This is a genomic window from Bradyrhizobium sp. cir1, assembly GCF_014198245.1.
Taxonomy (GTDB): domain Bacteria; phylum Pseudomonadota; class Alphaproteobacteria; order Rhizobiales; family Xanthobacteraceae; genus Bradyrhizobium.
In genome coordinates, this window is record NZ_JACIHE010000015.1 from 183,889 (window position 1) to 202,744 (window position 18,856).

Consider the following 18,856-nt stretch of genomic DNA (forward strand, 5'->3'; position numbering starts at 1 on the left):
TCCTGAGGGCCCGCCGTAGGCGGGCGTCTCGAAGGATGCGCCGCAGGGACGACGCTGTTCAAAAGCGATCGCGCCTCCGGCGGGAGCGGCGTTCGAGTTCTACGCCGCCCGGATCGCATCCAGGAATTTTCCGACCTCGGTCTTGAGACGCGTGCTCTCGCCCGACAGCGATCTGGCGGCGGCAAGGACGTTGGAGGAGGCCGATCCGGTCTGGCTCGCGCCGTGCTGCACGTCGACGATGCTGGCGGAGACCTGCTGGGTGCCGCGCGCCGCCTGCTGCACGTTGCGGGAAATCTCGCGCGTCGCCGCGCCCTGCTCCTCGACCGCCGAGGCGATCGCCGAAGCGATCTCCGACATCCTTGTGATGGTGTCGCCGATCGCCTTGATGGCGCCGACGGAATCCTCGGTCGCCGCCTGGATCCCTGCGATCTGCTGGCTGATCTCGCCGGTGGCCTTGGCGGTCTGCTCGGCCAGTGCCTTGACCTCGGAAGCGACGACTGCGAAGCCGCGTCCGGCCTCGCCGGCGCGTGCCGCCTCGATGGTGGCGTTCAGCGCCAGAAGATTGGTCTGACCCGCGATCTGGCTGATGAGCTCGACGACATCGCCGATCCGCCCGGCGGCCTTGGCGAGCTCGCCGACATGGTCGTTGGTCCGCTCGGCCTGCTGCACGGCTTCACCGGCAACGCGCGCGGAGTCCTGGACCTGCCGGCTGATCTCGTCGACCGACGAGGCCATTTCCTCCGCCGCAGCGGCAACAGTCTGCACGTTGGTGGAGGCCTGTTCGGACGCAGCTGCGACGGTGGCAGTGACCTGCTCGGACTGTTCGGCCGTGCTCGTCAGCGTTCCCGCCGATACTTCCAGCGCCGAGGACGCCGACGCGACGGTGTTGATGACATCCCCGATCATGACTTCGAAGTCGCGCGCGATCTGGTCCATGCGCTGGCTGCGCTTGAGCTTGGCCTCGGCCTCGATCGCGGCCGCTTCGTCGGCGGCCTTCTTGGCGAGAAGCGAATCCTTGAAGTGCTGGAGCGAGCCCGCGACCTGGCCGATCTCGTCATTGCGGCCCGTCGCCGGAATCTCGACGTCGTGCTGTCCGGCGGCGAGCGCTCCGATCACGTCGGCGAGCCTTGCCAGCGGCGTCACCACGCGGCTGCGCAGCATCATGGTCACGCCGCCGAGCGTGCCGAGCAGCGCCAGCACCGCAACGCCCGCAAGCGCCAGCATCGCCAGGGCGCCGTCGCGCGAGGCCGAGGCGCGCTCGCCCGCTTCCGCGAGCGCAGCATCACGCACGCCGTAGAACATCTGGATGGCCGGCACGATGACGCTGGCGAGCTCTTCGGCACTGATCGCGTATTTGCCGTCCGCTCTCGCCGCGGGCATCTCCTTGTCGACGACGGGCGCTGCCTTTCCGAAATAGGATTCCGTCGCTGCCTTGAACGCGGCGGCGATACGAGGCGGACTTCCCAGCTGGTCGATGCCGGCCTCGATGCGCTCGCGGTCGGCCTCGACGCGGCCCTGCATGCGATCCATCAGCGAGAATTCGGCCGCCGTGAGCGGCCGGCGTGCGCTCAGCGCCGGTGACAGCGAGGCGGCACGGCTGCCGGCCGAAACACGCAGATCCTGCGCCGTTCGCGCCAGGTTCAATAGCGCAGCAAGCGAGGAATCGGCATTGATGACCTTGGCTTCGAGGCGGTTCATGACCGGTTCGATACCGGCGAGGATCTCGGCGACGCCGGGCAGGAAGCCCTTGATCGCAGAACTGTCGCGCGCAGCCAGAGGAACGCTCATCGCGCGATCCGCGGCCGCGCCGATCTCCTTCAGCCGCCGCGCGGCACGATCGAGAGTTTCGGCCATCGCGGCGCCGTCATCCAGCACTATGATAGCGCGCCTGGCGGCCTCGAATGCGGTTTCGGCGGCTTTGGCCGCCTTCGCGGCAGCGTCGATCTGCGCCTGCGTGGCGGCACCTTCCTGGAAGATCGGTCCAATGTAGGGGGCGCGGAGGCCGGCGACCTGCTGGCTGACCATCAGGGTCGCACCAAAAGCGTCGACCGTCTTGATCGCGTCGGAGCGGTTCGTGAAGATCCGCGCTTGGGGTATCAGCACCTCGGCGCCAAGAATGACTGCAAAAACCGTCACCGTCAGCATCGACAGTGCGAAAAGCTTCCCGATCCGCATCCCCGGTCCCCCAAATGCATTTACAAATGCGGAGAACCTAGCCAGCGGCCACTAAGGGCCCGTTAAGCACATGCCCGTAGTTCCGCGGATGTCATGTCGTCGCAGACCGCTCGGAAACACAGTCCGGTTCCCTTGCGGTGACGGATGCGACAGAATTGCCAGCATTTCCGCACTGAATACCTATATCAATGCGTGTGTCGGCAGCCGCCTGCTGTACTTACTTACCTCGGAACGTCAATGCTCTCCGTCGAACTCGTCATCGTCGTCGTCCTGATCGTCATCAACGGCCTGTTGTCCATGTCGGAGCTGGCCGTGGTCTCGTCTCGCCCGGCCCGCTTGTCGCTGCTCGCCGCCAAGGGCGTGCGCGGCGCCGAGCGGGCGCTGACGCTGGCGGCCGATCCTGGAAAATTCCTCTCGACGGTGCAGATCGGTATCACGCTGGTCGGCGTGCTCTCGGGCGCATTCTCCGGCGCGACGCTCGGGCAGCGGCTGACGCAATGGCTGATCGAGCTCGGCCTGTCCTCAGGCATTGCCGACATCGTCGGCGTCGGTCTCGTGGTCACCATCATCACCTATGCAACGCTGATCGTCGGCGAGCTGGTGCCGAAGCAGGTGGCGCTGCGCGACCCTGAAAGCATCGCGGTCAGGGTCGCGCCCGCGATGCACCTGCTTGCGAAGATATCGCTGCCGCTCGTGTTCCTGCTCGATCTCTCCGGCAAGCTGATCCTCACGCTGCTCGGACGCGGCGGCAAGGCCGAGGAGAAGGTTTCGGAGGACGAGATCCATCACCTCGTCAGCGAAGCCGAAAGCGCGGGCGTGCTCGAACCCGGCGAGAAGGAGATGATCGCCGGCGTGATGCGGCTCGGCGACCGGCCGGTCGGCGCCGTCATGACGCCGCGCACGGAGGTCGACGAGATCGATTTGAACGATGCGCCTGAGGCCATTCAGGAGATCATCGCGAAGAGCCCGCATTCGCGCTTTCCGGCGTCCGACGGCGATCGCGACAAGCCGATCGGCGTGCTCCAGGCCAAGGACCTGCTGGTCGCGTACATGAGCGAACGTACGCCCGACTTGCGGGCGCTGGTCCGCGAGGCGCCGAGCATTCCGGCGTCAGCGGATGCACGCGACGTGCTCACGATCCTGAAGGCCGCGCCGGTTCACGTCGGCTTCGTCTATGACGAGTACGGCGCCTTCGAAGGCGTGGTCACTGCGGCCGACATTCTGGAGTCGATCGTCGGCGCGTTCCATTCCGAGGAGGGCCCGCCGGAGCCGGCTTACGTCAAGCGCGCGGATGAATCGCTGCTGGTCGCCGGCTGGATGCCGGTCGACGAATTCGGCGAGCTGCTCGGCATCGAGCTGCCGCCGCATCGCTTCAACACGGTGGCGGGCCTCGTGCTGCAACAATTCAGCGTGCTGCCTGACGTCGGCGACGCCTTCGACCTCGGCGACTGGCATATCGAGGTGGTCGATCTCGACGGCAGGCGGATCGACAAGATTTTGGCGAGCCGGCGCGGCGAGCAGGCGGCGGCGTGAGGTGTGGGCGTGTTGAAGTAGCGCATGCCGCCGCGCCAATCTGCACGCGTCGTCCCGGACAAGCGCGCCTCAAGCGCGCGCCGATCCGGGACCCATACTCCCAGGAAGCGGTTTGGCGAAGACTGGGCGTTCGGTACAGCTGCCAACCGCAATCGATAGATCACGCGGTATGGGTCCTGGATCTGCGCTGACGCTTGTCCAGGACGACGGCGGAGATTGGAGCGCCCGCTCAGGCCGAACGCACGACCCCTACCCGAACCTCACCCCGATCCGCTTTTCCTTGCGCCAGACCACGGTGCAGGGCAGATGCGTTCCGTCGGCCTGGATGAACAGGGTGAAATGTTCGGGGATGCCGACCGGGCTGGTGACGTCGAGCGCCGCGCCGGTGTCCGAGAAATTGCGAACGGTGCAGTCGATCGCGCCGCCGCCGAATTCGATCGTTCCGGCCTTCAGCACCCGATGTCTGGCTTTGTCGCGTCGCTCGTCCATGGGGTGAATTTACACCCAAAGTTGAACCAAATACTAATTGCCAGCCCCGCTCGCGGTGAATTTTCACGGACTGTGTAGCCGCGGGCGGAGCGATCTGCCTACAGCACCGGCTGGAACGTCTCCGCCCGCGCCATGTTCCAGGCGTCGCGGAATCGCGGGTCTTCCGTGCCTTCGAGCAGCTCGCCCGGGAGCAGCGCCGGATAGAGCTGCGCGAAGGACCTCACCTGGGTCGTCGACGTCCGCTGGTTGAAATGGATCGGGCGCAGCTGCTGCGGATGCTCGAGGCCGGCCGCGGCGATCAGCTCGGTCAGCGAGTGCAGCGTGGCGTGGTGATAATTGTGCACGCGGTCGATCTTGAGCGGCACGTAGAGTGCGCGCGCCCGGGTCGGGTCCTGCGTCGCGACGCCGGTCGGGCAGCGGTCAGTGTGGCAGCTCAGCGACTGGATGCAGCCGAGCGAGAACATGAAGCCGCGCGCCGAATTGCACCAGTCGGCGCCGATCGCCATGGCGCGCGCCATGTCGAAGGCGGTGGCGATCTTGCCGGAAGCGCCGATCTTGATGCGGTCGCGCGCATTGATGCCGACCAGCGCGTTGTGGACGAAATTGACGCCCTCGCGCATCGGCATGCCCAAATGGTCCATGAACTCCAGCGGCGCCGCGCCGGTGCCGCCCTCATTGCCGTCGACGACGACGAAATCAGGATAGATGCCGGTCTCCAGCATCGCCTTGCAGATCGCCAGGAACTCCCAGGGATGGCCGATGCACAGCTTGAAGCCGGCCGGCTTGCCACCGGATAGGCGGCGCATCTCCGCGATGAACTGCATCATGCCAACAGGCGTGGAAAAGGCGCGGTGCGAGGCCGGCGAGATGCAGTCCTCCCCCATGGCGACGCCGCGGATCTTGGAAATCTCCTCCGAGACCTTCGCCGCCGGCAGCACGCCGCCATGACCGGGCTTGGCGCCCTGGCTGATCTTGAGCTCGACCATCCTGATCTGGTCCTGGCCGGCGATGCGCGCGAACGCTTCAGGGTCGAACGAGCCGTCGAGATGACGGCAGCCGAAATAGCCGGAGCCGATCTCCCAGATGATGTCGCCGCCCATCTCGCGGTGATAGGGGCTGAAGCCGCCCTCGCCGGTGTCGTGCGCGAAGCCGCCCTTCCTGGCGCCGGCATTCAGCGCCCGCACCGCGTTCGGGCTCAGCGCGCCGAAGCTCATCGCCGAGATGTTGAACACCGAGGCCGAATAGGGCTTCTTGCAATCGGGCCCGCCGATGGTGATGCGGAATTTCTCCTCGGCATGCGCCTTCGGCGAGACCGAGTGATGCATCCACTCATAGCCCTCGCGGTAGACGTCCTCCTGGGTGCCGAACGGACGCTTGTCGAGCTCCATCTTGGCGCGCTGATAGACCACCGCGCGGGTGTCGCGCGAGAACGGCATGCCGTCCTTTTCGCTCTCGAAGAAATACTGCCGCATCTCGGGGCGTATCTCTTCGAGCAGGAAGCGGATATGCGCCGAGATCGGATAGTTGCGCAGCACCGCGTGGCTCTTCTGCAAGAGGTCGCGGACGCCGAGCAGCGTCAGGGCGCCGAAGATCAGGATCGGGATCAGCAGGATGTCCGAGATCTTGTGGTCGGCGATGCCGATGCCGATCAGAAGCGCAGTGACGACCGCACAGATCGTCAGCACGATGAAGCGCGGCGAGAATGGCAGCAGCAGGGTCTCCATGACCCCCTCCTCCGCCAGTGCCAGAGGTTTCGGCGATTCCTGCTGTTTATTGTCGTCGGCCACGATCCCATCCTCTCGCCGGCATGAGGCAGTACGATACGCCCGCGCCTGTCATACGGATATGACGCGGCCCTTGTTTCAGGCTAGCGAATTCGGCCGCCGCAGATCAATCCGCCGAGAGCATGGGTTGTTGCAGTGCAGCGGGGAGGTTGGGAATGGAGGGGCCGCAGTGGCCACAAACCGGTTGTCATCCCGGGCAAGCGTAAGCGCAGACCCGGGATCCATAACCACAGGATTTCGTGGCTGGGAAAACTGTCACTCCGAGTCGTCGCCAAACCACGGCCTGTGGTTATGGGTCCCGGATCGACGCGCGCTTTGGGCGCGCTTGTCCGGGACGACGGCTGAGTTGAGGGCTAGCAGCTCGGGACGATGGGGAAGAAGCGCCGCTTAGCGCTCGACGAAGGCCTTCTCGATCACGAAATGACCGGGCTTGTTGCCGCTGCCTTCGATGAAGTCGCGGCCTTCGAACATCACCTTGAGCTCTTCGAGCATCGCCGGGCTGCCGCACATCATGACGCGGTCGGTCTCGATGTCGAGCGGGCCCTGACCAATGTCGTTGAAGATCTGCTCGGAGTTGATGAGGTCGGTGATGCGGCCGCGATTCCTGAACGGCTCGCGGGTCACGGTCGGATAGTAGACCAGCTTGTCGGCGAGCAGCTCGCCGAACAGCTCGTCCTCGCGCAGGGTCGCGACGAGCTTCTCGCCATAGGCGAGCTCGGAGACCTGGCGGCAGCCATGCACCAGCACGATGGACTCGAACTGGTCGTAGACGTCGGGGTCCTTGATCAGGCTGGCGAAGGGCGCAAGGCCGGTGCCGGTCGACAGCAGCATCAGCCGCTTGCCGGGAAGCAGGTTATCGGTGATCAGCGTGCCGGTCGCCTTGCGGCCGACCAGGATGGTGTCGCCTTCCTTGATCTTCTGCAGGCGCGAGGTCAGCGGGCCGTCCTGCACCTTGATCGAGAAGAACTCGAGCTCTTCCTCATGGTTGGCGCTCGCCATGCTGTAGGCGCGCAGCAGCGGACGGCCGTCGATCTCGAGGCCGATCATGGCGAACTGGCCATTCTGGAACCGGAAGCCGGTATCGCGCGTGGCGCGGAAGCTGAACAGCGTGTCGGTCCAGTGGTGGACGGAAAGAACCTTCTCTCGGTAAAACGCGCTCATGATTTTCGATATTCCGAATATTTGCGGTTTTAGGGCAAAAGCGTTGCCCGGCCCTGAAATCGGGGCGGTCACCATTTGCCATGGCGGAGGATTTCGCGTGTGTGATCTACGCCATTGGGACCAATAATCAACCTCGTTTCGGATGCAATTGATGCCGATCAAACCGGCATTTGCGGCAGAACTGGCCGCATCATTAATGAATCAGCTGCCGGGCGCGCGAAGAGGGCAATTTCTTTTCCCTCCAGACCTCGATTGCAGCACTTAATTTCCGTCGCGCTCGCGAGAATTTCATTAAGAATAGCTCTGATTTTCACCCCGGCATGGCGCCGATCCCCGCATTTTTGCGGCTTTTGGCGCCAGGGACGACCGAAACAGGCGACTAGAACGGATGGCTGGCAGCGAGCGGATCTTCGTCCAGGCGATCAGGCGCTATTGCGCCCGCCACGGCATTGCGGTCGACAGTCGCGCCGGCGGCTGGCTGATCGCAATGCGCCGTGGCGATACGCGCCGCTTCGCCTTCGGCTACGACATCGGCCTCAACAGCGCGATCGCGCATCGCATCGCCAACGACAAATCGGCGACTGCCGAGGCGCTGACGCTTCAGGATGTGCCGTGCATTCCGCATCAGCTCTTCCTCAATCCGAGGCTGGGCGTGCACGTCGCCGGCCCGGACTGGCGTGAAGCGGTGCTGGCGATGCTCGCGCAAAATCCGCAAGGCATCGTGGTGAAGCCGAACGAGGGAACATCGGGGCGCTCGGTGTTCAAGGTGACGAGGGAGGCGGAACTCGACCACGCGGTTGGTCAGGTCTTTTCGATGAGCACGGGGCTCGTGATCTCGCCCTATGTCGCAATCGAGGAGGAGGTCCGTGTGGTGCTGCTCGATGATGTGCCCCTCGTCGTCTACAGCAAGCAGCGTGGCCCGGATTGGCGGCACAATCTCGATGCCGGTGCAAAGCCGGTGCTGCTGGAGGACGCCGAGGTTCGCGCGGCTTGCGTGAAGCTCGCGATCGATGCCGCGCGCGCCATCGGCATCGCCTTCGCCTCAATCGACGTGGTCCGAGTCGATGGCACCTGGCGCGTGCTCGAGATCAACTCCGGCGTGATGATGGAAGCGCTGGCGAAACTGCATCCGGAGCTGGTGCAGGCGGCGTATGACGCGGCGCTGGACCGGGTGTTTGCGAACGGCGCCATGAGCGCACACCTATCGCCGTCATCCTGAGGTGGCCGCTTCTTCAGCGGCCCTCGAAGGACGACGGCCCGACTGCCAGCTCGGCCGTTCATCCTTCGAGGCTTGCTCGGCGGTGCGCTTGCACCGCCGAGCAAGCACCTCAGGATGACGGAGAGAGAGAGCCATGCGAGCGCTAATTATTCGCGCTGGCGGAATCGTCCATCGCCTTGAAGGCTTCCTCCAGCTGCAGCGAGATCGGCACGTTCAGCCGTTCGCCGGTGGGTAGCCGTGCGGTGAACCATTTGTTGTAGAGCGGGACGAGGTCGCGGTTGGAGCCGAGCTTGCGGAAGGCGCGCTCGACCACGGCGGACAGCTGCGGCTCGCCCTTCCTGAACATGATGCCGTAGGGATCGTAGGACAGATAGTCCCCGACCACGCGAAAATATTCCTGCGCCTTGTGGCGCGCGATCAGGCCGTAGAGCAAGATGTCGTCGGTCGCGAACGCATCCGCCTTGCCGTCGGCTACCATCCGGAACGATTGCTCGTGATCCGGCGCGGTCACGATGTTGAGGCCAAGCGAGAGCTTCTTGTCGACGGCGTGCATCGCCTGCTCGTTGGTGGTGCCCTTGGTCACCACCACGGTCTTGCCCTTCAGATCGGTGACACCGGTAACAGCCGCTCCCTTCGGTACCATCAGCTTGGTGCCGGCAACGAACATCAAGGGCGAGAAGGCGACGCGCTTGCCGCGCTCGGCATTGGCCGTGGTCGAGCCGCATTCCAGGTCGATCTTGTTCTGGAGCACCGCGTCGATGCGGTCGTCCGAGGTGACCTTGACGTAGTCGATTTTAAGATTGGGATCGTCGACCTCGACGCCGATCTCCTCGACGATGGCCTCGCACAGTTCGAGGCTGTAGCCGATCGGACGATTCGCCTGGTCGAGGAAGGAGAACGGCGGCGAGCTCTCGCGATAGCCGAGCCGCACGGCATGCGCCTTCTTGATGGCCGACAGCGTCGGGCTAAGCCCTTCGCTGCTGCCGGTCTGCGCTGAGGCACCAGTTGCCAGCAGACACGCTGCCAGCAACAGGCAGCCCGATATCGCCAATGAGCGGCGCATGATGCATCTCCGTCAATGGCCGGCCATCGCGGGCAATTCGCCAGGCACCATGTCCGGCGTCGACACCTCGCCCGGCCCGAGCTCGTGCTCCGGCCCGAGCTCGCCTTCCCACTTCGCGACCACGGCGGTCGCGAGCGAGTTGCCGATCACGTTGGTGGCGCTGCGCCCCATGTCGAGGAAGGTATCGATGCCCATGATCATCAAGAGGCCCGCCTCGGGGATGCCGAATTGCGACAGCGTCGAGGCGATCACGACGAGCGAGGCGCGCGGCACGCCGGCGACGCCCTTCGAGGTGATCATCAGGGTCGCGAGCATCGCCAGCTGCGTCGCAAGCGACATCTCGATGTGGTAGGTCTGCGCGATGAAGATGCTGGCGAAAGTGCAGTACATCATCGTGCCGTCGAGATTGAAGGAATAACCGAGCGGCAGCACGAAGCTCGAGATCCGCGACGAGGCACCGAACTTGGTCAACCCCTCCAGCGTCTTCGGGTAGGCCGCTTCCGAGCTCGCGGTCGAGAACGCGATCATCAAGGGCTCGCGGATCAGCTTCAACAGATGGCTGTAGCGCGGCCCGATCACGAGGAAGCCGACGATCATCAGGATGACCCACAGGATCGCCAGCGCAAGATAGAAACCGCCCATGAAGACGACGAGCTTCCACAGCACGCCGAGGCCGTTCTTGGCGACGGTGGCGGTGATGGCGGCCCACACCGCGAGCGGCGCGAACAGCATCACATAGCTCGTCACCTTGAGCATGATGTGGGCGACGTCGTCGATCATCGCCAGGATCGGCTTCGATCGCTCGGGCATCGAGCCCATTGCCACCGAGAAGAACACGGCGAAGATCACGATCTGGAGGATCTCGTTCTGCGCCATCGCATCCGCGATCGAGGTCGGGATCAGATGGGTCAGGAATTTCTCGATCGAGAAGGCCGAGACCGGCAGCCCCGTCGATTGTCCCGCCGTGGGCAGCGTGCCGGGGAAGTTCGCCCCGGGCTGGAGCAGATTGACCATGACGAGACCGAGCAGCAACGACACGAAGGAGGCGCTGACGAACCAGCCCATGGTCTTGGCGAAGATGCGCCCGAGCCGCGAACCGCTTCCCATGTGCGCGATGCCGCCGACCAGGGTCGCGAACACCAAAGGCGCAATGATCATCTTGATCAGGCGCAGGAACATCATGGCGATCAGGTTGATGGAGGAGGCCCAGTCGGCGCGCGTGTCGGGCAGGAAGTTGAAGATCGCCGTGCCCATGATGATGCCCAGCACCATCGCGCCGAGGATGTATTGCGTAAACCTGTTCGACATTGAACGACCCCCACTAACACCGGCCGCTTCATGATGTCGCAGATATGACGATGACGCAACACGCTTTGCGTGCACTCGCGATGGCGAGATGTTCCCATTGCGAAACGGGGACGCGCGATCTAGCCTTCATGCAACGCACAACGAATGCGGCCTGCACGTTTTCTTTGCGGCGGCTGCATCAATAATCGTCAAACAAATGAAGGGGGGAACGCCATGAGCGGCAACACCAATCGCCAGATTCTGCTGGTGGAAAAGCCCAGCGGCAAGCTTGGTCCCGAGCACTTCAAGATGATCGAGGGCGCGATGCCGGAGGCGAAGGACGGCGAGGCCCTGCTGCGCGTGCGATACATCTCGCTTGACGCCGCGAACCGTGCCTGGATGCACGGCGCGACCTATCGTTCGGCCGTCGAAGCCAACAGCGTGATGGCCGGCGGCGCCATCGCCGAGGTCGTGAGCTCAAAGGCAACGGGGCTCGCGCCGGGCGACATCGTGTTCGGCGACACCGGCTGGCAGGAGTTTGCCGCGGTGCCGGCGAAGCATCTGACGAAGATGCCGAAGCTCGAGCCGATGACGCATCTGCTCAGCGTGTTCGGCATCGCCGGCCTCACCGCTTATTTCGGCCTGCTGGAGGTCGGCAAGCCCAAGGAGGGCGAGACGGTCGTGGTCTCGGCGGCTGCGGGATCGGTCGGCTCGATCGTCGGACAGATCGCCAAGATCAAGGGATGCCGTGTCATCGGCATCGCCGGCGGCGCCGACAAGTGCCACTGGCTGACCTCCGAGCTCGGCTTCGATGCCGCCGTCGACTACAAGGACGGCGCGGTGTTCAAGGCGTTGCGCGCGGCTGCGCCCAAAGGCATTGACGTCTATTTCGACAATGTCGGTGGCGAGATTCTGGAAGCCTGCCTGCCGCAAATGAACAATTACGGCCGCATCGCCTGCTGCGGCGCGATCTCGCAATATGACGGCGCGCCCTCCGCGCACGGGCCGCGCGGCGTGCCCGGGCTGATCGTGGTGAAGCGGCTCGTGATGCAGGGCTTCATCGTGATGGATTACATGAAGGACAGCCAGCGCGCGCTCGCCGATCTCCAGGCCTGGGTGAAATCCGGCAAGCTCAAGGTGCAGGAAGACATCATCGACGGCCTCGAGAACACGCCGAAGGCGCTGATTGGTTTGCTCGCCGGAGAGAATCGCGGCAAGCGCATGGTGAAGTTGACGACGTAGTGACGTCGCAATCGCGCTGACATTATCTACTTGCGGTAGAGGCCAAAGCGGCCAAAGATGCCGCGCGCGAGGCATCACTCGCGACGATTGCGCGTGCATATCTTTTGAAAATTGTTGGCGTGACCGACAGGGCAGGAATTCATTCAGATGTTCAACACGTTGAAACATGCATCGACACGCACCGCGTTGCTGGCGGCGACACTCTTCGCAACTGCAACAGGAGCCTTCGCGCAGGCGCCGACCGAGGCCCAGAAGAGCGCCATCCGCTCCGCATGCCGCTCGGACTTCATGACGCATTGCTCGAGCGTGACGCCCGGCGGAGTGGAAGCGTATCAATGCCTCGCGAAGAACATGTCCAGCCTGTCACCGGGATGCCAGACCGCGGTTCGCGAGGTCGAGCCCGCGGCTGCGCCGAAGACCGAAGCGGCGCCGGCCAAATCCGAACCCACCAAATCCGAGCCTGCCAAATCCGATCCTGCCAAATCTGAACCTGCAAAGACGGAAGCGGCGCCCGCCGCGGAGCCGGCGGCCAAACCGGCGGCGGCAGCCGCCCCGAAAGCGGCAGCACCTAAGCAGCCGAGCCCTGCGCAGGTTTCCGCGATCAAGAGCGCCTGCCGCGGCGACTATCCCAAGGTCTGCGCCGGCGTGCCGCCGGGCGGCGCGCCCGCGCTCGAATGTCTGGAGAAGAACAAGGCGAAGGTGTCGGCGGGCTGCGCCAGGGCTGTGAATGCGGCGTTCGGCGGCGGTGCGCCGGCGGCCGCGCCTGCTGCTGCTGCTGGTGCTGCGCCGGCGGCTGCGCCAGCGCCTGCCGCGGCACCCGCCGTCATCGTGCTCCGCCCATTGCTGCCGCGCGAAGAACTGTTCATCGTCCGGTCGGCCTGCGGCGCCGACATCCGCACCCTCTGCGCCGGCGTCGCGCCCGGCGGCGGCCGCATCATCCAGTGCATCTCCAACAACGCCGCCTCGCTGTCGCCGGCGTGCAAGGATGTGCTCGCCCCGTTCGCCGCACGTTGAGGCAGGGCATGATCACGCGCCGAGGCGCGTGATCATGACGAAGCCTCGCGAGAAAGACATGCGTTCGTTGCTGCTGATCGCTTCCGCACTCCTCGCCTTCGCCGCAACCATGACGTTCGAGGCCAAAGATGCCAACGCGGTGGTGTGCGCCCGCGGCGTCTATCGCGCCGGTTGCGCCGAGCCGAACGCGGCCGTCGTGGTCCGCAAGCCTGTTCCGGTGGTCCGCTGTACCAGGGTGCTGTTGAACGGCGTCTACGTGAAGCGCTGCGTCTGACCCCCGGGTGGTCAATCCGGCCCGGTTTGGCTATGGTTGGTGCCTGAGGATCTCGGACACGCGCAAGACGTGTGTCCGAAAGCGAGCTTTGGCGTGCCGGCCTTGCCGATAATTCCGCTGGCGCCGGACGTCGGGGCACATTAGTCTACCCCTAGATAGTAAGTATACTGTCAATTAGGGAGGCAGACGTTGCGGATCGCCGTGATTGGCGGGGGGCCCGGCGGGCTCTACTTCGCCTATCTCTGGAAGAAGCGTCACCCCGACGATCAAGTCGACCTGTTCGAACAGAACCCGGCCGACGCGACCTGGGGCTTCGGCGTCGTGTTCTCCGACCAGGCCCTGGAGTTCCTGCGCGCCGACGACCCCGAGACGGTCGATGCGATCGCCCCGCATATGGAGAGCTGGGAGAACATCACGCTAAACCTGCATGGCGACAGCGTCGCCATCGACGGCGTCGGCTTCTCCTCGATCGGCCGGCTCGAGCTCCTGAGATTCCTGCAGCAGCGCGCGCTCGATGTCGGCGTCACCCCGCGCTTCGACACGCCGATTCACGCGATCGACCAGCTCAACGGCCATGATCTGATCGTTGCCGCCGACGGACTGAACTCGCTGGTGCGCCGCGCCTATGAGGGCGATTTCGGCACCTCGCTGTCCTACTCCTCCAACAAATTCGTCTGGTACGGCACGTCGAAACGCTTCGACACGCTGTCGCAGACCTTCGTGAAGACCGATCGCGGCGTCTTCAACGCGCATCACTACCGCTATTCGCCGACCATGAGCACCTTCCTGGTCGAATGCGATCACGCAACCTGGCAGGCCTATGGTTTCGCCTACAAGGACCTCGAGCAGTCCAAGGGCGCCTGCGAGGAGGTGTTTGCCGACACGCTCGGCGGCCATTGTCTCGTCTCCAACAAATCGGTCTGGCGCAATTTCCCCTGGGTCTGGAACGAGCACTGGTCGTTCAAGAACATGGTGCTGATCGGCGACGCCCTGCACTCGGCGCATTTCTCGATCGGCTCGGGCACGCGGCTCGCGATCGAGGACGCGATCGCGCTGGTCAAGGCGCTGGAATCCGATGCGCATCTGGCCACCGCGCTGCAGCGCTACCAGGCTGCGCGAAAGCCGGTGGTGCAGAAATTCATCAATGCGGCGCGCACCAGCGCCTTCTGGTACGAGCACTTCGCCCAGCACATGCAGCTTGACCTCCTGGATTTCGCCTACAGCTACATCACCCGCTCCGGGCGCATCGACGATGCGCGCCTGCGCCACATGTCGCCGGCCTTCATGGCGCGTTACGAGGCCGCCAAGAATGGTGCAGGCGACGGTGGGGATGCGGCCGGCGAGGTTACGGCATGAGCAACGAGATTCGCGACCAGGTGCCTGCCGACAGCCCGGGCACTTGCGAGATCGGCTTTGCCGTTCCGCAGACCTATAACGCCAGCCGCGTGCTGTTCGACAATCTGGCCCAGGGCCGTGGCGACAAGCTCGCGCTGATCGGGCCGGCGGGCACGCGCACCTATGCCGAGCTCTGCGCGGAGGCCTGCCAATGGGGCAACGGCTTTGCTTCGCTCGGCCTGAGGCGCGGCGACCGCGTACTGCTGTTTCTCGACGATACGCCGGCTTATCCCGCCGCCTTCTTCGGCGCGGTGCGGGCCGGCTTCGTGCCGCTGCTGATCAACACGCTGACGCCGCCGGACCTCCTGCAATTCTATCTCGCCGATTCCGGCGCTGCTGTCGCGGTCGCCGAGTCCGAGTTCTGCGCACGCTTCAATGCGGAGGCCTGCAAGGACACCGCCCTGCGCACGCTGATCGTCGTCAACGGCGCGGTCGGCGAGCATGCTGCGCCTTCGGCGCTGGCGGCGGCGAGCTGGCTTGCGCAATTCCCGACTGAGCTCGCCGAAGCGGACACCGATCGCAACGAGATGGCGTTCTGGATGTACTCCTCGGGCTCGACCGGGCGGCCCAAGGGCATCGTGCATCTCCAGCATGACATGGCCTATAGCGATGTCGCCTTTGCACGGAATGTGCTGAAGCTGACGCCTGACGACATCTGCTTCTCGGTGCCAAAGATCTTCTTCGCCTACGGCTTCGGCAATTCCGTCACCTTCCCGTTCTCGGCGGGAGCGGCGACGCTGCTGTTGCCGGGCCAGCCGAAGCCGGCGGCGATCTTCGCGGCGATCGGGCAGTACAAGCCGACGGTCTTCTTCGGCCTGCCGACGCTCTATACCTCGCTGACCAAGGCCGAGGGCGCAGAGAAGACGAATTTCTCGTCGTTGCGCATGGCGCTCTCCGCCGCCGAAGTGCTCTCGGCAGAGGTCTTCAACGGCTGGAAGGCGCTCACGGGGCTCGAGATCGTCGAAGGCCTCGGCTCGACCGAGGTGCTGCACATCTATCTCTCCAACCGTCCCGAGCAGAAAAAGCTCGGTGCCGCGGGCTTGCGCGTACCCGGCTACGAGGTCGCGCTGCGCGACAAGGACGGACGCGAGGTCGGCGACGACGAGGAAGGGATTCTGTGGGTGCGCGGCGATTCCAACACGCCGCTGTACTGGAACCGCCCGGACAAATCCGCCGAGACTATCCGCGAAGGCGGCTGGATCTACACCGGCGACCGCTTCGTGCGCGATGCCGACGGTTTTCACTTCTTCCGCGGCCGCGCCGACGATCTCATCAAGATCTCCGGCCAGTGGGTCTATCCGCTCGAGGTCGAGCTGTGCCTCGCCGACCACCCGGACATCCGCGAATGCGCGGTGTTCGCAGCCGAGCTGCCGGACCGGCGCATGACACTGAAGGCGGTGGTGGTGATGAACAACCGCGCGGCCGATCAGGTCGAGGCGACACGGAAGCTGCAGGATTACGTGAAGAGCAAGCTGCTGCCCTACAAATATCCGCGAGAGGTGATCTTCATCGACGAGTTGCCGAAGACGGGGACGGGGAAGATCGATCGGCAGGCGTTGTTGCGGATGTGAGGCCGGCTGTCATCGCCCGCGAAGGCGGGCGATCCAGTACTCCGAGACGGCGCGGCTGGAACCGATGAGCCGCGGCGTACTGGATTCCCCGCCTTCGCGGGGAATGACAGCGGAAATGGAGGCGACAGTGTCGCCACACACTTGGTGTCGTCCCGGCGAAGGCGGTGGATAGGGCGCGAGCGGAGATCCACTCACACCCTCACCCACCCTTCCCCAAATGCTCCAGCGCATCCTCCGCCCGCAGCGGCACCCGCGAGGCCTCGTTGTTGAGGTCGACGAGTTGCACCAGGAGCCCCATCAGCGCCTTGCGATCGGCGGGCTTGAGCGGCTCCAGCATGCGGGCCTGGGCGCGCTCGACGGCGGGGATGATCTCGCGCAGGATCGCCGCGCCTGATTTCGTCAGATAGAGCAGCTTGATCCGCTTGTCCTCGGGTGCCGGCTTGCGCTCGATATAGTCCTTGGCCTGCAGACGCTCGATTACGCTGCCGAGCGTGGAGCGGTCGAAGGCGATCACCGCCGACAACCGCGTCGCGTCGATGCCGGGGTGGGTGTGGATCGCGATCAGCGCGGCATATTGCACCGGCGTGAGGTCGAACGCCTTGCACTCCTCCATGAAGATCGAGACCGCGATCTGCTGCATGCGCCGGAACAAATAGCCCGGCGCGGCATAGACCGCATCGATCGTGATCGGAGGGGCTGGCTTACTCGGCATCGGGCTGCTTCTCCGGCGCGGCATTGGCGAACGCAGGCAGCGCCTTGGCCGCGGCCTCGGCCTGAAGCAGGCGCGGATAAGCGGAGACGTCGACACCGAAGCGGCGCGCGTTGGCAAGCTGCGGCACCAGGCAGAGATCGGCCAGCGTCGGCGCATCGCCGAAGCAGAACGGCCCGGCCTCGTTCTTGATCAGTGTCTCGCAGGCCGACAGGCCCTCGCGGTTGACCCAGGCGGCCCAGTCCTGGACCTTCTCCTCGGCAAGGCCGAGCTCGCGCAGCCGCGCCAGCACTTTCAGATTCTGCACCGGATGGGTGTCGCAGGCGATCGCCAACGCGAACGCGCGCACCTTGGCGCGGAGCAGCGGATCCTTCGGCAGCAGCGGCGGATTGGGGTGGGTCTCATCGAGCCATTCGATGATGGCGACTGATTGGGTCAGCACTGCGCCTGCATCGTTCTCCAGCGCCGGCACCAGACCCTGCGGATTGATGGCGAGATAGCTAGGGGCGCATTGCTCGCCCTTGCGTAAGTGATGCGGCAGATGCTCGGCGCCGAGGCCCTTGAGGTTCAGCGCGATCCGCACGCGGTAGGCAGCGCTGGAGCGGAAATAGCCGTGCAGCTTCATCGAGACCTCCCTTGGTTTCTTGTCGTTCCGGGGCTCGCGAAGCGAGAACCCGGAACCTCGAGATTCGATGCTTCCATCGCCCCGGAATGACGACCATTGCTACCGTTACCCTCACATTGACGCTACCTAGATCGTCAGTATACTGTCAATCAACAAAACGATCGGGAGCAGCAACCATGGAAGCCGTGACCAAGACGCCGGAACGCGAGGCGTTCTACAAGAAGATCGACGGCGAAAACCTCACCGCGCTGTGGACGGTGATGGGCGACCTGATCACGCCGGAGCCGAAGAGCGCCTGCCGGCCTCACTTATGGAAGTTCGACGTCATCCGCGACTACATGACGGAAGCCGGCAAGCTGATCACGGCCAAGGAGGCCGAGCGGCGCGTGCTGGTGCTGGAGAACCCCGGCCTGCGCGGGCAGTCCAAGATCACCACCTCGCTCTATGCCGGCGTGCAGATGGTAGTGCCCGGCGACGTCGCGCCCGCACACCGCCACAGCCAGTCGGCGCTGCGCTTCGTGCTCGAAGGCAAGGGCGCGCATACCGCTGTCGACGGCGAGCGCACCGCGATGGAGCGAGGGGACTTCATCATCACGCCGTCGATGACCTGGCACGATCATTCCAACGAGACCGATCAGCCGATGTTCTGGCTCGACGGCCTCGACATCCCGCTGGTGCAGTTCTTCGACTGCTCCTTCGCCGAAGGCTCGAAAGAGGACCAGCAGAAAATTACAAAACCCGCCGGCGACAGTTTTGCGCGCTACGGCCATAACCTGCTGCCGGTCGACGTGAAGCGGAGCTCGAAGACCTCGCCGATCTTCAGCTATCCCTATGCCTATACCCGTGAGGCGCTGGAGAAGGCCAGGACGAGCCAGGAGTGGGACGCCTGCCACGGGCTGAAGCTGAAGTTCAGCAACCCCGAGACCGGCGATTTCGCGATGCCGACCATCGGCACCTTCATCCAGCTGTTGCCGAAGGGTTTTAACACCGCGCGCTATCGTTCGACCGATGCCACGGTGTTCTGTCCGATCGAAGGCCGCGGCCGCAGCCGCATCGGCGATGCCGTGTTCGAGTGGGGCCCGCGTGATCTGTTCGTCGTGCCGAGCTGGCACTGGGTGACGCACGAGGCAGATGAGGATGCCGTGCTGTTCAGCTTCTCGGATCGGCCGGTACAGCAGAAGCTGGATCTGTTCCGGGAAGACCGCGGGAACGCGTGACGGTCTCGTAGCAACCATTAGATTCGCCCGATCGCTGAGGGTAGCATGACGCCGTGCTTGCGGCCGTCAAGGCGTGGCCTGGCGGCAGCGGAGATGGA

At 64.6% G+C, this 18,856-nt stretch carries 18 protein-coding genes; 8 read left to right on the top strand and 10 right to left on the bottom strand.

The genetic code is table 11. From position 1 onward, the window contains the following. Window positions 1-99 precede the first annotated feature (99 nt). Window positions 100-2,175: a methyl-accepting chemotaxis protein gene (locus GGD63_RS27025; RefSeq protein WP_183246279.1), complete on the bottom strand. Its 2,076-nt coding sequence runs from the start codon at window positions 2,173-2,175 to the stop codon at window positions 100-102. A 237-nt stretch (window positions 2,176-2,412) separates the two neighbouring features. Between GGD63_RS27025 and GGD63_RS27030 the strand changes: the two genes are divergently transcribed. After that, window positions 2,413-3,708: a hemolysin family protein gene (locus tag GGD63_RS27030; RefSeq protein ID WP_183246281.1), complete on the top strand. Its 1,296-nt coding sequence runs from the start codon at window positions 2,413-2,415 to the stop codon at window positions 3,706-3,708. 249 nt (window positions 3,709-3,957) lie between these two features. Here the strand turns inward: GGD63_RS27030 and GGD63_RS27035 are convergent, their stop codons facing one another. The 3 genes from GGD63_RS27035 to GGD63_RS27045 form a co-directional block, all read right to left on the bottom strand. Further along, window positions 3,958-4,197 carry a PilZ domain-containing protein gene (locus GGD63_RS27035; protein WP_183246283.1) on the bottom strand — a complete coding sequence of 80 codons (240 nt, stop codon included), beginning with the start codon at window positions 4,195-4,197 and terminating at the stop codon, window positions 3,958-3,960. Between the two features lie 98 nt (window positions 4,198-4,295). After that, window positions 4,296-5,984, bottom strand: coding sequence for an FMN-binding glutamate synthase family protein (locus GGD63_RS27040; RefSeq protein WP_409334095.1), 1,689 nt, complete (start codon window positions 5,982-5,984; stop codon window positions 4,296-4,298). 384 nt (window positions 5,985-6,368) lie between these two features. After that, entirely contained in the window at window positions 6,369-7,142 is a 774-nt protein-coding gene (locus GGD63_RS27045; protein WP_183246285.1) for a ferredoxin--NADP reductase, read from the bottom strand. Window positions 7,143-7,530: 388 nt separating this feature from the next. On the opposite strand from GGD63_RS27045, the gene GGD63_RS27050 reads away from it, so the two are divergent. Next, window positions 7,531-8,361, top strand: a complete 831-nt coding sequence (locus GGD63_RS27050; RefSeq protein WP_183246287.1) for a RimK family alpha-L-glutamate ligase — start codon at window positions 7,531-7,533, stop codon at window positions 8,359-8,361. Window positions 8,362-8,503: 142 nt separating this feature from the next. On the opposite strand, the gene GGD63_RS27055 is transcribed toward GGD63_RS27050, so the two are convergent. Both GGD63_RS27055 and GGD63_RS27060 read right to left on the bottom strand, forming a co-directional pair. Next, on the bottom strand, window positions 8,504-9,424 hold the full coding sequence (locus GGD63_RS27055) for an amino acid ABC transporter substrate-binding protein (protein WP_183246288.1): 921 nt from the start codon (window positions 9,422-9,424) through the stop codon (window positions 8,504-8,506). Between the two features lie 12 nt (window positions 9,425-9,436). Next, entirely contained in the window at window positions 9,437-10,732 is a 1,296-nt protein-coding gene (locus GGD63_RS27060) for a dicarboxylate/amino acid:cation symporter (RefSeq protein ID WP_183246290.1), read from the bottom strand. A gap of 213 nt (window positions 10,733-10,945) precedes the next feature. Between GGD63_RS27060 and GGD63_RS27065 the strand changes: the two genes are divergently transcribed. Continuing rightward, window positions 10,946-11,953: an NADP-dependent oxidoreductase gene (locus GGD63_RS27065; protein ID WP_183246292.1), complete on the top strand. Its 1,008-nt coding sequence runs from the start codon at window positions 10,946-10,948 to the stop codon at window positions 11,951-11,953. Window positions 11,954-12,096: 143 nt separating this feature from the next. Here the strand turns inward: GGD63_RS27065 and GGD63_RS41000 are convergent, their stop codons facing one another. Together GGD63_RS41000 and GGD63_RS41005 are read right to left on the bottom strand one after the other, a co-directional pair. Then, window positions 12,097-12,243 (bottom strand): hypothetical protein, encoded by a 147-nt coding sequence (locus GGD63_RS41000; RefSeq protein WP_409334096.1) that lies wholly within the window; start codon window positions 12,241-12,243, stop codon window positions 12,097-12,099. 42 nt (window positions 12,244-12,285) lie between these two features. Further along, window positions 12,286-12,558: a pentapeptide repeat-containing protein gene (locus tag GGD63_RS41005; protein ID WP_409334097.1), complete on the bottom strand. Its 273-nt coding sequence runs from the start codon at window positions 12,556-12,558 to the stop codon at window positions 12,286-12,288. 40 nt (window positions 12,559-12,598) lie between these two features. On the opposite strand from GGD63_RS41005, the gene GGD63_RS41010 reads away from it, so the two are divergent. From GGD63_RS41010 to GGD63_RS27085, 4 genes are all read left to right on the top strand, one after another. After that, on the top strand, window positions 12,599-12,967 hold the full coding sequence (locus GGD63_RS41010; RefSeq protein WP_409334098.1) for a hypothetical protein: 369 nt from the start codon (window positions 12,599-12,601) through the stop codon (window positions 12,965-12,967). Window positions 12,968-13,025: 58 nt separating this feature from the next. Then, complete coding sequence (locus GGD63_RS27075) at window positions 13,026-13,241, top strand: hypothetical protein (protein WP_183246296.1); 216 nt, start codon at window positions 13,026-13,028, stop codon at window positions 13,239-13,241. A 189-nt stretch (window positions 13,242-13,430) separates the two neighbouring features. Continuing rightward, on the top strand, window positions 13,431-14,597 hold the full coding sequence (locus GGD63_RS27080; protein ID WP_183246298.1) for an FAD-dependent monooxygenase: 1,167 nt from the start codon (window positions 13,431-13,433) through the stop codon (window positions 14,595-14,597). Beyond that, window positions 14,594-16,207 carry a benzoate-CoA ligase family protein gene (locus tag GGD63_RS27085; protein ID WP_183246300.1) on the top strand — a complete coding sequence of 538 codons (1,614 nt, stop codon included), beginning with the start codon at window positions 14,594-14,596 and terminating at the stop codon, window positions 16,205-16,207. Before GGD63_RS27080 ends, GGD63_RS27085 begins: the two co-directional genes overlap by 4 nt. Window positions 16,208-16,406: 199 nt before the next feature. Here the strand turns inward: GGD63_RS27085 and GGD63_RS27090 are convergent, their stop codons facing one another. Further along, entirely contained in the window at window positions 16,407-16,919 is a 513-nt protein-coding gene (locus GGD63_RS27090; protein WP_183246302.1) for a MarR family winged helix-turn-helix transcriptional regulator, read from the bottom strand. Continuing rightward, the gene (gene maiA / locus GGD63_RS27095; RefSeq protein WP_183246304.1) at window positions 16,909-17,541 is read right to left on the bottom strand and encodes a maleylacetoacetate isomerase; all 633 of its coding nucleotides are present in this window, start codon (window positions 17,539-17,541) and stop codon (window positions 16,909-16,911) included. The genes GGD63_RS27090 and maiA overlap by 11 nt, the downstream gene beginning before the upstream one ends. 176 nt (window positions 17,542-17,717) lie before the next feature. Here maiA and gtdA point away from each other — a divergent pair, with 176 nt between their 5' ends. Continuing rightward, window positions 17,718-18,758 (top strand): gentisate 1,2-dioxygenase, encoded by a 1,041-nt coding sequence (gtdA, locus tag GGD63_RS27100; RefSeq protein WP_183246306.1) that lies wholly within the window; start codon window positions 17,718-17,720, stop codon window positions 18,756-18,758. The last annotated feature ends 98 nt before the right edge of the window (window positions 18,759-18,856 follow it).

Excerpts from the sequence above, each read along its gene's own strand:
- GGD63_RS27030 (WP_183246281.1), top strand. The coding sequence starts at position 2,413 with ATGCTCTCCGTCGAACTCGTCATCGTCGTCGTCCTGATCGTCATCAAC.
- GGD63_RS27050 (WP_183246287.1), top strand. The coding sequence starts at position 7,531 with ATGGCTGGCAGCGAGCGGATCTTCGTCCAGGCGATCAGGCGCTATTGC.
- GGD63_RS27045 (WP_183246285.1), bottom strand. The coding sequence starts at position 7,142 with ATGAGCGCGTTTTACCGAGAGAAGGTTCTTTCCGTCCACCACTGGACC.
- GGD63_RS27025 (WP_183246279.1), bottom strand. The coding sequence starts at position 2,175 with ATGCGGATCGGGAAGCTTTTCGCACTGTCGATGCTGACGGTGACGGTT.
- GGD63_RS27085 (WP_183246300.1), top strand. The coding sequence starts at position 14,594 with ATGAGCAACGAGATTCGCGACCAGGTGCCTGCCGACAGCCCGGGCACT.
- GGD63_RS27035 (WP_183246283.1), bottom strand. The coding sequence starts at position 4,197 with ATGGACGAGCGACGCGACAAAGCCAGACATCGGGTGCTGAAGGCCGGA.
- GGD63_RS41000 (WP_409334096.1), bottom strand. The coding sequence starts at position 12,243 with ATGAAGTCCGAGCGGCATGCGGAGCGGATGGCGCTCTTCTGGGCCTCG.
- GGD63_RS27075 (WP_183246296.1), top strand. The coding sequence starts at position 13,026 with ATGCGTTCGTTGCTGCTGATCGCTTCCGCACTCCTCGCCTTCGCCGCA.
- GGD63_RS27065 (WP_183246292.1), top strand. The coding sequence starts at position 10,946 with ATGAGCGGCAACACCAATCGCCAGATTCTGCTGGTGGAAAAGCCCAGC.
- GGD63_RS27060 (WP_183246290.1), bottom strand. The coding sequence starts at position 10,732 with ATGTCGAACAGGTTTACGCAATACATCCTCGGCGCGATGGTGCTGGGC.
- GGD63_RS27055 (WP_183246288.1), bottom strand. The coding sequence starts at position 9,424 with ATGCGCCGCTCATTGGCGATATCGGGCTGCCTGTTGCTGGCAGCGTGT.
- maiA (WP_183246304.1), bottom strand. The coding sequence starts at position 17,541 with ATGAAGCTGCACGGCTATTTCCGCTCCAGCGCTGCCTACCGCGTGCGG.
- GGD63_RS27090 (WP_183246302.1), bottom strand. The coding sequence starts at position 16,919 with ATGCCGAGTAAGCCAGCCCCTCCGATCACGATCGATGCGGTCTATGCC.
- gtdA (WP_183246306.1), top strand. The coding sequence starts at position 17,718 with ATGGAAGCCGTGACCAAGACGCCGGAACGCGAGGCGTTCTACAAGAAG.